Origin of the sequence: Nostoc sp. (genome assembly GCF_036917095.1) — a bacterium.
GTDB lineage: Bacteria > Cyanobacteriota > Cyanobacteriia > Cyanobacteriales > Nostocaceae > Nostoc.
The window spans coordinates 102,269-118,536 of sequence record NZ_JBALFH010000045.1 but is presented as its reverse complement, the minus strand read 5'-3'; the positions used below and the strand labels follow the sequence as shown (position 1 = coordinate 118,536).

6 protein-coding genes are annotated in these 16,268 nt (G+C 42.5%); all 6 read left to right on the top strand.

Annotated features, from left to right (window positions below; translation table 11 throughout):
• Nucleotides 1-53: 53 nt before the first annotated feature.
• Complete coding sequence (locus V7L01_RS28870) at nt 54-4,232, top strand: SDR family NAD(P)-dependent oxidoreductase (protein ID WP_335040996.1); 4,179 nt, start codon at nt 54-56, stop codon at nt 4,230-4,232.
• Complete coding sequence (locus tag V7L01_RS28865) at nt 4,233-9,053, top strand: amino acid adenylation domain-containing protein (protein WP_335040994.1); 4,821 nt, start codon at nt 4,233-4,235, stop codon at nt 9,051-9,053. It begins immediately after the preceding gene.
• 141 nt (nt 9,054-9,194) lie between these two features.
• Nucleotides 9,195-9,791, top strand: coding sequence for a LysR family transcriptional regulator (locus V7L01_RS28860; protein ID WP_335040992.1), 597 nt, complete (start codon nt 9,195-9,197; stop codon nt 9,789-9,791).
• A 9-nt stretch (nt 9,792-9,800) separates the two neighbouring features.
• Nucleotides 9,801-10,502, top strand: a complete 702-nt coding sequence (locus V7L01_RS28855) for a cupin domain-containing protein (protein WP_335040990.1) — start codon at nt 9,801-9,803, stop codon at nt 10,500-10,502.
• A 12-nt stretch (nt 10,503-10,514) separates the two neighbouring features.
• Entirely contained in the window at nt 10,515-11,309 is a 795-nt protein-coding gene (locus V7L01_RS28850) for an SDR family oxidoreductase (RefSeq protein ID WP_335040988.1), read from the top strand.
• A gap of 96 nt (nt 11,310-11,405) precedes the next feature.
• Nucleotides 11,406-16,259: an amino acid adenylation domain-containing protein gene (locus V7L01_RS28845; RefSeq protein WP_335040986.1), complete on the top strand. Its 4,854-nt coding sequence runs from the start codon at nt 11,406-11,408 to the stop codon at nt 16,257-16,259.
• The last annotated feature ends 9 nt before the right edge of the window (nt 16,260-16,268 follow it).

Sequence of the window (16,268 nt, the reverse complement as noted above, 5' to 3'; positions counted from 1 at the left end):
AGTTTGAATTAGTTTTATTGGAGAAAGCTCCATTAAGCGAATGCACAGTGATTGTGAATAAAACATATCCACTGGAAGTCATACCATATATTGTTTCAAGCTCAAATAACTCGCTAAAGCAAATTCGTTCTTATCTTCAAAATGTGTCCGGGGAAGCATTATTACTTAAAGCCGTAGTACCAGTGTCAAATATACCTTTAACTGCCACAGGAGAGGTAGACGAATTGGCTCTGATGAACATTCCTATTATTGATGAAAATTTAATTGAGCAAGTAGAAAAGCAACTTAACTCTGATCACAAAATTGAAGAGGCAGTGGTAGTGGTGCAGGAGTTGAGAAAGAATATCCCCTCACTCCATTTATCAGATTTAATCCCAGATTGGCGAGACAAGAACGCGATCGCGGGAGGCGGGGCTTTGCCCATCGCTAACGTTGTCCCAATTCCCAGAGATTCCCAACCAGATACACAACAACATTTTTTAGAGCCGAAGCCACTTGCCATTAGCCACGGCAGTATTCTCCCGAACGATCCCCATGCACCTATTACCTTGCCCGAAGTTCTGCAAAGAGCCGCGCAACAGGTTAAAAGTGCGGGAATTATTTACCTGTTGCCCGATGGCACAGAACTACGCCAATCATACGCTGAGTTACTGGAAGTTGCAGAGCGGATTCTTGCTGGTTTGAGAAAGTTGGGACTCAAGCCAACCAACAAAGTCATCTTGCAGATGGAACTTAGCTGTGACATTATCCCCGCTTTTTGGGGCTGCATATTGGGAGGCTTTGTTCCCGTAATCATGGAAGTGCCACCGACTTATAGAGAATCAAACAAGGTGGTGGATAAGCTTTGTCATATTTGGCAGTTCTTAGATAGTCCAGTCATCTTAACTACGGAAGTTCTCAAATCAGAGATAGAATTTCTATCGCAATGGCTACCAGTAGAACGCATCAAGATAGGCACAATTGAAGTATTAAAAAACAATACTACCAGCAAACAATATCATCATAGTCAACCAGATGAGGTAGCTCTTTTAAACCTGACTTCGGGCAGTACAGGAATACCAAAATGCGTTCAATTGACTCATAAGAATCTAATTTATCGCGCCAGAGGAGCTAACCAACTCAATCAGCATGAGCGAGAAGATGTGATTTTAAATTGGCTGCCATTCGATCACATTGGCAGCATTTCCGACTGGCATATCCGTGGTGTTGAATTGGGTTGCACCTTGGTTTATGCCCAAAAAGAATATATCTTGGGTCGCATTCTCAATTGGTTAGATTTGATTCATAAATACCGGATTACTCATAGCTGGGCACCTAACTTTGCCTATGCAATAGTTAATGACTCTCTCAAACAAGAACCAGAACAGAACTGGAACTTATCGTGCGTGAAATTTCTACTAACAGCTGGTGAAGCAGTATCTAATAAAGCTGTGGAGGATTTTCGAGAAAATTTGGTTGCCTATGGACTCAAAGCAACGGCAATTCGTCCCGCTTTTGGAATGGCTGAGATGGGTTCAGGAATTACATATTATCAGCCTATAAAAAAAGCTCCTTTGTTATTCCATAAGGTAGACAAATCTATATTGCAAGGTACTATTCAACGAGTAGACATAAACCATCCAAATTACAATACTTTTACCGATTTAGGCTCAGTCATTCCTGGAATTACCATTCGCATAGTAGACGAGCAAAACTCTGTATTAAGAGAAGACACCATCGGGCGTTTGCAAGTTAAAGGCGATGCAGTTTCTCCGGGATATTACAACAACCACAATGCCAACAGTCAATCCTTTTTAAAAGATGGCTGGTTTGATACTGGAGATTTAGGATTTATTACCAACGGACAATTAGTGGTTAGTGGTCGTGCCAAAGAAACTATTATTATCAATGGAGCCAACTACTACAGTCATGAAATTGAAGCAGTAGTTGAAGAAATTGCAGAAATTGAAGTGTCCTACACTGCCGCTTGTGCAGTGTGCAATGCTGATGATGCAATAGAGAAACTGGCTATTTTCTTCAGTTCACTAATTATAGAAGAAGCTAAACTGTTAGAGTTATTGAAGAAAATTCGCCAGACAGTGGTGAACAAAATCGGCTTAAATCCTGATTATTTAATTTTATTAGCTAAAGAAGATATCCCCAAAACTGTTATTGGTAAAATCCAGCGATCGCAACTTAGCGATCGCTTTCATGCAGGTGAGTTCAATTCAATTCTCAAACGATTCGATATCTTACTAAGCAATAGCAACACTATTCCTGATTGGTTCTACGAAAAAGTCTGGCGACCCAAGCAAGCCAAGGCTTTGAAGACTTTATCCCCAAATTGTCTGACTATAGTCTTCCTCGACGAGGTAGGATTGGGGACATTTATTTGTCAGCAACTAGAACAGCAAAACCTACCGTATATCTGTGTCTCACCTGGAGCAGAATTTGCTAAAAAAAGTTCCAACCACTTCTTTTTAACTCCTGGAAATGCAGAGCATTATCAGCTATTGCTTGAGACTATAAAAGCAGATAACCTTACGATCGGTCAGATTCTCCATTTATGGAATTATCAAGAGTATCAAGGAGAGATAAAGAGCATAGAAGCTCTGGAAAAATCCCAAAAACAGGGAATTTACAGTTTATTATTTCTTACCCAAGCCCTAGCAAAAACTCAACACTTCCAAGACTTAGTTCAGTTATTGTTGGTTTCTAGCTACACCCAGTCTACGCAAGCAACAGACAAGATTGCTTATGAAAAATCTCCTGTTCTGGGTGTAATTAAAACTATTCCCCAGGAAATACCCTGGTTAAATTGCCGTCATATCGATTTAACACCAAATTCGATAGAGGTGGATGGAAACTATCTTCTACAAGAACTCCAGGTTTTATCAAAAGAGCAAGAAGTGGCTTATCGAAACGGACAGCGTTTGATTGCAGGTTTAGAAAAAGTTAATTTAGAAGACAAACCAAAGCAAAAACTTCCCTTTAAATCAGGGGGAACGTATCTGATCAGTGGAGGGCTTGGGGGTGTTGCAGTTGAAATTGCTAAATATCTAATTAAGTTTTTTAATGCCAAATTATTATTAGTAGGTCGGACTGATTTACCAAATGAAGATATTACATCCAACCTCTCTACGGAAATATTAGAAAAAGTAAAGCTTTATCAGGAATTAAAGCAGCTGGGATCGGTGGTTTATCAGACAGTAGATATCTGCGACTTTGAAGCCGTTGAACAAGTAGTAGAAAAGGTCAAGGCTAACTGGGGAAGTCAACTGGATGGGGTGATTCATCTGGCGGGAACTTACCAGGAAAAAATGCTAGTGGATGAAACACCACAAAGTTTAGCTGCAATCTTACGCCCCAAAGTATTAGGTGCTTGGGTTCTACACCACTTGCTGAAAAAGCAAGGAAAGGGGGTTTTCATTAGCTTTTCGTCTTTGGCGAGTTTCTTTGGTGGAGCCACAATTTCTGCTTATGCTGCTGCTAACAATTTTTTGGAAAGCTTTAATCAATATCAACGTTCTATTGGTGAGTTGCACAGCTATTGCTTTGCTTGGACAATTTGGCGTGATACAGGGATCAACAAGGGTTATCAGAGGCAAGAAATCACCCGCGCTCAAGGCTTTTATGAGATGAGCCTGCAACAAGGGTTGTATTCATTATTGACTGGTTTATATCATGACCAAGCACAGCTGATAGTCGGTTTAGATGGGAGCAATCCCAAAATTCGGCGTTTTACCTCGGAGTTTCCAGGGTTACAGAAATTAACTGCCTATTTCACTACGAGTAACGGTTCTGCCGTACCAGAATTATCAGATTTTACAGTGCGCGATCGCTTCACAACAACTGTTAACTGTGACTTTGTGCAACTATCACAAATGCCCCTAACTGCTAGCGGCGAAATTAATCGAGAATTATTGGCTAGGGGGATGACTCGTAGAGAAGCGATCGCTCCTCGAAACGAAACGGAACGGCAAATAGCTCAAACCTGGGAAGAAGTTTTAGGCATACCCCAGATCGGCATTCACGACAACTTCTTTGAACTGGGAGGAAATTCTTTGCTAGCCTTCCAAGTCATTTCTCGGTTGCGCGAGACTTTTTCTGTTGAATTGTCGCCAAATCGTTTTTTTGCATCCCCGACTGTAGCTGGTTTGGGAGAAAGCCTTGAGGCGCTACAAACTGTTGTCAGAAAGTGGAATGTCGCTATGGATGACGCAGAAAAAGAATATGAGGGAGGGGTATTATAAATGACAATAATAGAATTTGTATCTTATTTAAATAGTTTAGGTATAAAAATTTGGCTGGAAGGCGGCCAGTTAAACTATCGCGCTCCCAAGGGAGTGATGAACCCAGACCTCAAAAACCAACTGCTAGGGCGCAAATCAGAAATCCTGGCTTTTCTAAAAGAAGCTCAGATTGCAACAGACTCTTCCTTTGAGCCAATACCATCTATAGAACGCTCTGAAGAGTTGCCTTTATCCTTTGCCCAGCAGAGGATGTGGTTTCTCTATCAATTAGAAAGCCAAAGCCCATTTTATAACGAGGGTTTACAGCTGCGCGTTGCAGGTGTACTCAACGTAGAAGCTCTACAGCAGAGTATCAACGAAATCATCCGTCGTCACGAAATTTTACGGACAACATTTCCAGCAGTGGATGGAAAACCCTTGCAGGTAATTTTTCCTAGCTTGGCGTTGGCAATGCCAGTTTTAGACTTGCAAGGTATAGAAGAATCAGAAGTACAACAGATTGTCACCAAGGAAGCTCGCCAACCTTTTGATTTGAGTAATGGCCCTTTGTTGCGGGTTACTTTACTGCGCCTGGGATCGGAGTCCCATATCCTGGTATTGATCATGCACCATATAATCACGGATGGCTGGTCAATGGGGATATTCATCCAAGAATTGTCCACCCTCTACCGAGGTTTTACTCTTAGTTCCCCTTTGCTCCTCCCTGAGTTGCCCATCCAGTATGCTGATTTTGCAGTTTGGCAGCGACAGTGGTTGACTGAGGAAATTCAAAAACAGCAACTAAATTACTGGAAGCAACAGTTAGCTGGTGCTACACCCTTATTAGAACTACCCACAGACAAACCACGCCCCCCCGTTCAGACTTTCTGTGGTGCTACCCAGAAATTTCAAATTGACCAGAATTTGAGCAAGCAAATCAAAACCTTCAGCCAACAGTCAGGAGCTACTCTATTTCACACGCTACTGGCGGCTTTCGTCGTTTTAATGTTTCGTTACAGTGGTCAAGATGATATCTGCATTGGTAGCCCCATTGCCAACCGCAACCGCAGAGAGATAGAACCATTAATTGGCTTTTTTGTCAATACATTGGTATTGCGTAACCAGATCAAAGGAAATCCTAGTTTCAATGAGTTTCTCTCTCAAGTGCGACAAGTTGCAACATCCGCTTATACTCACCAAGATGTCCCCTTTGAACAAGTGGTAGAAGCGTTGCAGCCAGAACGTTCTCTCAGTTACAATCCCCTATTCCAAGTGGTGTTTGTCTTAGAGAATTTCTTGTTGGATACATTAGAATTGCCTGATGTTACTCTGACTCCTCAATTTGTAGAACGTGGAACATCTCAGTTTGATTTGACCTTGGCAGTTTGGGAGACAAAAGGGGGACTGATAGGTTCGTGGGAATATAACAGCGACCTATTTGAGCCAGATACCATTGCAAGGATGACAAGTCATTTCCAGACTTTGTTAGCAGCGATTATTGCTAATCCGAATCAACCCATTAGTGAATTACCACTGCTGAGTCAGCCGGAGCGACATCAGTTACTAGTGGAATGGAATGATACTTATACGCCCTATCCTAAGAGCAAATGTATCCATCAGTTATTTGAGGAACAGGTTGAAAAAACACCAAATGCAGTGGCTGTGGTTTATGAGGACGAGTCCCTCACATACCTACAGTTGAACCTCCGTGCGAATCAGTTGGCGCAATATCTGCAAACTTTAGGTGTGGGTGCAGAAGTTTTAGTGGGAATTTGCGTCGAGCGATCGCCCTTAATATTGGTAGGATTGCTGGGCATTCTCAAGGCTGGTGGGGCTTATGTACCACTTGATCCGGCATATCCCCAAGAGCGGTTGGCGTTCATGCTAGAAGATACCCAAGTATCAGTGCTGTTAACCCAGGAAAGTCTGGTGACAACACTGCCGCCACATCAAGCGCAGGTAGTTTGTCTTGATAGCGCAAACTTCAGCGCGATCGCAGAGAATTTACCTCACACGGTGACAACTGACAATCTAGCTTATGTGATTTACACCTCCGGTTCTACTGGCAGACCCAAAGGAGTGCAAATTGAGCATCGAGGATTGTTAAATCTCGTCTTTTGGCATCAACAAGCTTTTGCAGTGTCGTCCCTTGACCGAGTAACACAAGTTGCTGGAGTAGCATTTGACGCTTGTGGTTGGGAAATCTGGCCTTATTTGACGGCGGGAGCTAGCATCCACTTTCCCGATGATGAAACCCGGCTTGACCCTGAGCAAATGCGAGACTGGTTGTTGTCAAAGGCAATAACTATTAGCTTTCTACCGACACCAATGGCCGAGAAAATTCTGTCATTAAATTGGCCGGCGAATGCTGCTTTGCGAACTTTGCTCACAGGTGGAGATCAACTTCATCAGTACCCTTCAACTTCTCATCCCTTTGAGGTGGTGAATAATTACGGGCCAACAGAGAATACTGTAGTCGCAACCTCCGGTACTGTTCCTAAAAGACAACAAGCCTATTTACCACCTGCGATCGGGCGAGCGATCGCTAATACCCAAGTTTATATACTAGATTCCTTATTACAGCCTGTACCCATTGGTGTGACTGGCGAATTATACATTGGTGGTGAGAGCTTGGCACGGGGTTATCTCCACCGTCCCGACTTGACCGCAGAACGCTTTATTCATAACCCTTTCGCACCTAAAGGACGACTTTATCGCACAGGCGATTTGGTTCGCTACCAAGCCGATGGCAATATAGAATTCTTGGGTCGCATTGATAATCAAGTGAAGATTCGCGGCTTCCGCATTGAACTTTCGGAAATTGAGGCTATTTTGACTCAACACCCTCTGGTACGGGATGCTGTTGCGATCGCCAGAGATGATATACCCGGTGTGAAGAGTTTGGCAGCATATATCATCCCAGAACTAACACAGCCGACCAGTAACGAGCTACGCCTATTTCTCAAGTCAAAGCTCCCCAATTACATGGTACCTGCATCCTTCACATTTCTAGAAGCTCTGCCGATTACCCCCAACGGCAAAGTAAACCGTCGTGCATTACCAGTACCGGAGTTCGAGTCCGATGAATCAACAGGTTTTGTCTCACCTCGTACCCACACTCAAGAAGTCTTGGCCAAGATTTGGCAGGATGTTTTAGTACTAAAACAAGTTGGTATCCACGATAACTTCTTTGAATTGGGTGGAGACTCTATAATGAGTATGCAAATTATTGCCAAAGCTAATCAAGCTGGACTCAAACTTACTCCCAAACAATTATTTCAACACCAAACAATAGCTGAACTAGCTACTGTTGCTGGTATAATTAATTCGGTTCAATCAGAACAAGGTTTAGTTACAGGGGCTGTCCCTCTAACACCAATTCTGCACTGGTTCTTTGAGCAAAATCTACCTGAACCTCATCACTTTAACCAATCCTTCCTACTAGAAGTTCCCGCAAACTTGCAACCGGAATTACTAGAGCAGGCATTACAAAAGTTACTCTCCCATCACGATGCTTTACGCCTGCGGTTTGTGCAGCAGGATGGGCTATGGCAGCAGTACAACAGTGATGCAAGCGATGTATCGTTGGGCATTGCAGATTTGTCATATCTGCCCCCAGCAGAACAGTTAAAAGCGATCGCAATCAGGGCAGACGAAACACAAAGCACGCTGAACTTAACAGATGGGCCGCTGATGCGGGTCGTTTTGTTTAACTTAGGTAATTCCCCCGGACGGTTACTCATCGTCATCCATCACTTGGCTGTCGATGGCATCTCGTGGCGGATTTTGCTAGAAGACTTATCTGAGGCATACAAACAATTAGAAGTTGGCAAAAGTATCCAACTACCTGCAAAAACAACTTCCTTTAAGGATTGGGCAATTCGATTGCAGAATTATGCCCGCAGTCAAGAACTCCATTCACAGCTAGATTACTGGCTGGACTCAATGCGGTTCCCAATTGCTCCTTTACCGTTGGATTATGCTGCTGTTGCCCAAGATAACACTGTAGCTTCTAGTCAGATTGTATCTGTATACCTGAGTGGAGAACAGACTCGCGCTCTGTTACAGGATGTCCCTGGAGCCTACAATACTCAAATTAACGATGTCCTGCTGACGGCATTGGTGCAAACTTTCACTCGTTGGACAGGTTTTTACTCCCTACTGATTGATTTAGAAGGTCATGGACGAGAGGACTTGTTTGATGATGTGGACTTGTCCCGCACGGTAGGCTGGTTTACTAGTATATTCCCCGTTCTCTTACAACTTGAGGATCGCAACGATCCCGGAGAGGTTCTCAAGTCGGTAAAAGAGCAACTGCGACGTATTCCCAACCGAGGTATTGATTACGGCATCTGGCGCTATATTAGCCCGGATGAGAGCGATCGCGTTCGCGGAGCGTCTCGTAGAGAAGCGCTGCTGCGTTCGCCCTTGGCGTCTCCCCTTGGGAGAAGCGCAGAACGCAATCAATTACAAGCATTCCCCAAAGCTGAGGTGAGCTTTAACTACTTAGGTCAATTCGACCAAACGCAGTTAGCAACCCTTGGCTGGAAATATGCCCAAGAGTCTAGCGGTTCTATTCACAGCCCCAAAGGACAGCGCCGCCATTTGTTAACTGTGAATGGATTAGTTGTTGAAGGGAGGCTGAAATTAGAGTGGCAATATAGCGAGCATTTTCATTCCTGGGCCACTGTAAAAAATCTGGCTAATGACTATATAGAAGCCTTAGAAACTATTATTACCCACTGTTTATCCCCAGAGGCAGGTGGCTATACTCCTTCAGATTTCCCGGAAGTTGAGTTTAGCCAAGAAGCTTTGGACGAACTGCTAGCAGAAATTAATTAAATAAAGTTGTCCATACTAGAAACCCGGTTTCTATTTTAACAAGATTTTCTGCAAATAAACTAAATTCCTGGAGGTAATTTATCACAAAGCTACTAATGACTCGCTACCAAAAAATATCATGATGATTACTCAGGAAAAACTATGCTGGAATTTCAGATTGAATTTAAACCTCGTATCCCTCCTTCAAAAAATTTAGTCATAGGTACTTTGGGGCCTAATGCTACTAGTAGTGACTATGCTGCCAAGCATATAACTAACCATCTGCTCTCAGAAGAATTTACTGTATCAACTCAGTTGTTTGATACTTTTACAGAAGTCAAAGAAGCCTTGCTACAAGACAAAGTAGATATGGCTTTAGTACCTCATGCTTACGACCGAATTAATGAGTTTTATATGGAGCCAAGTTTTGAGCTAGGCTTCATTTTTATATTTCCTACTCCAGTTTATGGATTGGCTAAGAAAAAAAATAAAGAGGCAGTTTTCAACGGTTCTAGAATTGTTACCCATCCGGCTCCTTTACCTCTATTAACGAAACTCTTGCCAGATTCTCAAGATCAAACACAAATACAAGTAGATTTATCTCCTTCTACCAGCGATTCAGCGATTCAGGTAATGCAGGGTTTAGCCGATTTCGCTATTACTAATGAGAATGCTGTAAAAGCCTACGATTTAGAATTTATTTCCATCTATGGAAACATTCGTATGAGTTGGTCGATTTTTCAGAAAAAATTAAATTAACAGAAAATTATGTCTAAATATTTTCCCCAGCCAAAAACCATCAAAGTTAATTCTGATGTAGAGTTAATCGCATTTCAATGTCAAGATACAGTTGTGCAATTAGCTTCTATTCCTCCGGGAGCTACTTTTGAATTGCATCGACATCCCGAAAGCCAAATTGGAATGCAAATTGCGGGACGTTTGGAATTTAACCTCAACGGGAAAAAAGAAATTCTCGAACCCTTTGGGCAAGTTTATGTAGCTGGTTATAATGTTCTTCATGGTTCTAAAAACCCTTTTTCAGAAACAGCATTAGCGTTTGATGTGAAACGCATCACCAATTCTGAGGAAGCTGAGGAGGCTATTCTGAAAGTTACAGCAACTCAAGATGAAATTACAGGTTTTGAGTGTCAGTCTGTTGTTGGTTCTTGGTTTGAGATTGTCATCACCAAAATTCCTCCGAAAGGAGTAATCCCAATTCGCCAATCTGCTAATGAAACAATGGGAATAATTCTTAACGCTCGATTGACGATCGCAGTGGCAGAACAACAGCAGAATTTAAAATATGGTAGTGTTTATTATGCTCCTGCTAACGCTCTTTATGGAGGACATAATCCTTCTGATGAAACAGTATCTTTGATTGAAATTTTGATTAAACCGCGCTCTCGTCTTTCAGTAAAAGATGCTTTTTCAAAGACAGATATGATGGCGCGATCGCTAACTACTTCGTAAGGGATATTCATCATGGATTTAGGATTAAGACAGAAAGTAGCTTTAGTGACAGGAGCAAGTGCTGGTATTGGTTATAGCGTTGCTCAAAAGCTGGCAGCAGAAGGTTGTAAGTTAATAATTTGTGGGAGAAATTCTGAGCGATTAGAACAAGCTTATCAAGGTTTGATTGGTTCTCAAGCAAAAGTTATCCCGATTTGTGCTGATGTTCAAAATGCAAGTGATTCTCAAAATTTAGTCCAAGAAGCTCTCAGCCAATTTGGAAAAATTGATATATTGGTGAATAATTCTGAGGGGGCAACATTTTCTAATGAAGCTGTAGAAAATCTATCTGATGAAGATTGGTTGTCTGTTTTTGAAGGCAAGTTAATGGGCTATATTCGCATGACGAATTTGGTGCTACCAACTATGAAAAATCAGCAATGGGGACGCATTATTAATATTGTTGGGACATCAGGAAAAGAACCTTCTAGTCGTCTTGTAAAATCGGGTGTTGCGAACGCTGGATTAATCAATTTTACAAAAACTGTTGCTACGCAAGTTGCTAAGTGGAATGTTTTAGTTACCTGTGTTAATCCTGGTCTGATTGATACTCCAAGGCATAGAGAATATTTAGAAGTATTTGCTCAAGAGGAGGGTCGGACTGTTGATTCAATCATTGAAGGAACGAATAATATGATTCCTCTTGGCCGTCGCGGTGTTTCTAGTGAGGTTGCTAATTTGGTTGCTTTTCTAGCGTCAGAATGTGCTAGTTATATTACGGGTGTTACTATTCCTGTAGATGGCGGATTGTCAAGTTCTGCTTTTTAACAATTACTTTTTTTAAACGAACCGCAGAGGCGCAGAGGACACAGAGATAAGAGAGGAAGAGAGATAAATCACGTAATTAATATTATTTAAAAAACAATGGTAGTTGCACAAAAACAAAGTAAAAGTAAAGATATTGAATTTATCTATCCTCTTTCACCTACGCAGGAAGGGATACTCTTTCATACTCTCTATGAGTCGGAATCGACAATCTATTTTGAGCAGTTTCAATTAACTCTTCATGGCAATTTAGAAACAGGTGTATTTGAACGGGCTTGGCAACTTTTGGTAGAGCGACATTCGGCTTTGCGGACTCTTTTTGTTTGGAAGAATCGCAAACAATCTGTTCAGGTGGTGCGTAAAGGAGTGAATTTGCCTTGGTCTAATTTAGACTGGCGGATGTTTTCTAAACAAGAGCAAGAAATACGTCTCAATTCTTTCTTGGATTCAGATAGAAAACAAGGTTTTGAACTTGACAAAGCTCCATTAATGCGCTTTGCTTTAATCCGGGTAGCCGATGAAACTTATGAGTTTGTCTGGAGTTTTCATCACTTGCTGGTTGATGGCTGGAGTTGGCCGATTATTTTCAAAGAATTGTTTGCTTTATATGAATCAATTCAGAATGGGCAACAGTTATATTTAGCTCCAAGTCGCCCTTTCCGGGATTATATTAATTGGTTGCAACAGCAAGATTTGGCTGGGGCGAAGGCTTTTTGGCAACAAAATCTTCAGGGTTTTACTGCACCTACGCCTTTGATAGTTGAACGAACCATCGGGCAGAGTTCTCACCAACAGCAAAATATTGATGTGCGATCGCAGCATCTATCAGCCGAGAGGACAACTACCTTAAAATCTTTTGCCCAACAACATCATCTGACGCTTGCCACCTTGGTACAAGCAGCTTGGGGGCTGTTACTAAGTCGCTACAGTGGTGAGTCTGACGTAGTTTTTGGCACTACTGTATCTGGTCGCCCTCCTAGTTTATCTGGCGTGGAGTCGATGGTGGGGTTGTTTATTAATACTTTACCTGCACGGTTGAAAATCCCTGATAAAACCGATTTGTTAACCTGGCTGGGGTTGTTGCAACAAGAGTATATAGAGCGGGAGCAGTATTCATACACCCCACTGGTGGATATTCAAGGCGTGAGTGAAGTTCCTCGCACTCAACTTTTGTTTGAAAGCCTCGTTGTATTTGAAAACTATCCTGTAAATGTAACATTGCAGCAACTCCCTGGAAACTTGAGCATCGGGGAGCTACAAGACAGGGGACAAACCAATTATCCTCTCACACTGCTGGCAATTCCTGGCGAGGAAATGACGGTGAAAATTTACTACGATCGCGATCGCTTTGATGCAGACATTATCGATCGCATGGCTGGTCATTTCCTCACCCTGTTGGAGGGAATTACCATCAATCCTCATCGCACCGCAGGCGAGTTACCGCTACTAACTCCAGCAGAGAAAGATTTACTTTTAGTCGAGTGGAATGCTACCTCACCAGCGCATCCCATCAATCGTTGCATCCATCAATTATTTGAGGAGCAAGTCGAAAAAACACCCCAAGCTTTGGCGGTGGTATATGAAAACCAACAATTGACTTATGAAGAGTTAAATCAGAAAGCTAATCAAATTGCCCACTACTTGCAACGCTTCGGTGTGAAACCAGATGTTCCAGTGGGTATTTGTGTGGAGCGATCGCTAGCTGCTGCGATCGCCATTTTAGGAACTCTCAAAGCTGGGGGAGTTTGCGTTCCCCTCGATCCTACCTATCCGCCAGAGCGTTTAGCCTTCATGCTCAACGATTCTCAAGCACCAGTCGTCTTAACTCAAACACGTTGGAAATCATTACTTGATGGTAACTTGGCTCATCGTCTGATTGTGTTAGATGAAGATGGGGACGAAATCGCCAAGGAATCTGAGAGTAATCTGCAAGTTGAAATAGCAGCTGATAATTTAGCTTACATAATATATACCTCTGGCTCTACCGGCACTCCTAAAGGCACTCTTGTTACCCAGCGATCGCTTACCAATTTAATAGAACACCATCAGGCAAAAATGGCCACAGGTATTGGTGTGCTTCAGTTTGCTTCCCTGAGTTTTGATGTCAGCTATCACGAAATATCCGTGGCGTGGGGCTTCGGAGGTACGCTGTATATGATTTCTGAATGCGATCGCAAAGATTTAGATAAATTAATCCACTTACTTGCTAACAACCCAATTGGTAAAGTTTTTCTGCCAGTTAGCCTTTGGCAGCAATTAGCAGAAATATACGGAGAGCAATCACATCTATTTCAGAATATTCGGGAAGCGATCGCTTGTGGCGAACAACTCCAAATTACTCAGCCGATGATTAAGCTGTTTAAGCGTCTGGAAAATTGTACACTCTACAATTTCTATGGCCCCACGGAAGCAGACTTAGTGACAGCTTATACTTTTAGCCAAAAGCCGGGTGAATGGCCGATTTATCCACCGATTGGTAAAGCTGCCGTCAATGTGCAAGTGTATCTGTTAGACAGCAATCTTCAACCCGTGCCGATTGGCGTTCCTGGCGAACTCTACGTTAGTGGTGATGGTTTGGCTCGTGGCTACCTCAACCGTGCAGATTTGACTAATCAAAAATTTATCCCCAATCCTTTTAGTAACGATGCCAACTCGCGCCTCTATAAAACTGGTGACTTAGCTCAATACTTGCCAGATGGGAATATCGAGTTTTTGGGACGGATAGATGATTTAGTAAAAATTCGGGGCTTTCGCGTTGAATTGGGAGAAGTTGAAGCCGTTCTGAGCAAACATCCTCAAATTAACCAAGCAGTAGCTAAAGTGCATGGGGAAAGTGCCAGGGAAAAATATTTAGTCGCTTACTTTGTCCCCATTCCGGGAGAGACAATCACAGTCGAACAACTGCGGACTTTTTTGACTAAGCAATTGCCAGATTATATGATTCCATCGGCTTTTATCGAAATGGAATCGTTTCCGCTCACACCCAATGGTAAAGTAAACCGTCGCGCTCTCCCAGAACCAACAACCAGCCGACCGGAATTAGGTCAAACTTTTGTTGAACCGCGTACTCCCACCGAAGAAATCTTGGCTGGGATTTGGAGAGATGTTTTAGGGTTAGAACAAGTTGGCATTTACGATAACTTCTTTGATTTGGGGGGACATTCTTTATTAGCAACTCAGGTGATTGCTTTAACGCGCAAAGCATTTGGGATAGAATTACCACTATTGAGTTTATTTGAATCTCCCGCGATCGCACCTTTAGCCCAAAAAATCGCCACAGCTAAAGCGCCAGATCGGCAGGAGTTATCTCTAAAACGGTTGCCCTCCCAAGATGAGGCAATACCAATTTCTTTAACACAGCTAGAGTTGTGGTTTTTTGACCAATTTTATCCAGGCAATTCCATCTATAACCTGCCTTTGGTCTATCGCATCACAGGTGCGCTCAATGAGACAGGATTATCAGAGAGTTTAAGAGAAATTGTCCGCCGACATGAGACATTGCGATCGACTTTTCAGGTTAAAAATGGACAAGTTGTTTATGCTGTTATTAACGAGCCTGTCTTTGATTTTTCAGTAATTGATCTCCAGCACCTCCCCGAAACTGAGCGCGAAGCTCAAGCCGCACAACAGGCTGAACAGGAAATTAAGCATCCTTTCGATTTGGCACGGGGCCCTTTATTACGCAGCAAGCTTTGGCGCTTGGATGAACAAGAGTATCTATTCGTTGCCGTCACCCACCATATTGTTGCTGACGGTTGGTCTTTTAGTGTCCTAACTCAAGAACTGGCAAAAGTTTACGAAGCCTTCTGTGAGGGTAAGCGATCGCCGTTGGCTGAGTTACCGATCAAATATACCGACTTTGCTCAATGGCAGAGGCAGTGGTTACAAGGACAAGTCTTAGAGTCTCAGCTTCAGTTTTGGAAAAAGCATTTAGGCACTAGTCCGCCTGTATTGAAGCTACCAACCGATCATCCCCGTCCACTAACGCGAACCTTTAAAAGTGCAGGCCAACCAATAGTTCTCTCCCAGAAATTAACCGATGCGCTCAAGGTACTGAGTCAACAGGAAGGCGTAACCCTATTTATGACCTTGTTGGCAGCATTCCAGACATTACTCTTCTCTTATACAAGACAGGAAGAGATCATTGTCAGCAGCGCCCTTGCCAATCGCACCAGAGTAGAAACTGAGGGACTGATTGGTTTCTTTGTCAATTTACTGCCATTTTGTACCAACTTAGGAGGAAACCCCAGCTTTCGGGAACTACTTGGCCGAGTGCGTGAGGTAGCCTTGGGTGTCTACGCTCATCAAGAAATGCCCCTGATTAAGCTAATAGAAGAACTCCAGCCAGTCAGAGATCCCAGTTACACATTAATCAATCAAGTAATGTTTGTCTTTCAAAATACTCCAGAGGATAATTTACAATTTGCAAATCTCACTTTGAAGGAGCAGTTTATTGCTAGAGATACAAAAGATACCGCAGAGTTTGATTTAGAGTTAACGCTCGAAGAAACATCAACAGGTATTGAAGGTTTGCTTGTATACAGAACCGATTTATTTGAACCTGCCACTATTACTAAGATGGTCGATAATTTTCAGAGTTTCCTGGAAAAAATAACGACCAATTATAACCAACGTCTGGCTGAACTTATCTTAATCTCTGAACCTCCAACGTCGCCCACTATAACTGTTATCTCCCCAATATCGAGGGATTTTGTTACACCTCAAAATTCTATCGAAGAAGTTGTGTTAAATATCTGGAAAGAAATTTTAGGGATAGAGCAAATTAGCACTCAAGATAACTTTTTTGAACTGGGAGGACATTCTTCTCAAACTCTTGAAGTTATATGCAAACTACAGTCAGCTTTGCAAGTCGAACTGCCGTCGATCTACCTGTTTGAGAAACCTACTGTAGTTCAGCTAGCAGAAGCCATCCAATATAAATTAAACAGTTAATAGATATCT

Coding starts and splice junctions, on each gene's coding strand:
- V7L01_RS28865 (WP_335040994.1), top strand. CDS start 4,233: ATGACAATAATAGAATTTGTATCTTATTTAAATAGTTTAGGTATAAAA.
- V7L01_RS28860 (WP_335040992.1), top strand. CDS start 9,195: ATGCTGGAATTTCAGATTGAATTTAAACCTCGTATCCCTCCTTCAAAA.
- V7L01_RS28855 (WP_335040990.1), top strand. CDS start 9,801: ATGTCTAAATATTTTCCCCAGCCAAAAACCATCAAAGTTAATTCTGAT.
- V7L01_RS28850 (WP_335040988.1), top strand. CDS start 10,515: ATGGATTTAGGATTAAGACAGAAAGTAGCTTTAGTGACAGGAGCAAGT.
- V7L01_RS28845 (WP_335040986.1), top strand. CDS start 11,406: ATGGTAGTTGCACAAAAACAAAGTAAAAGTAAAGATATTGAATTTATC.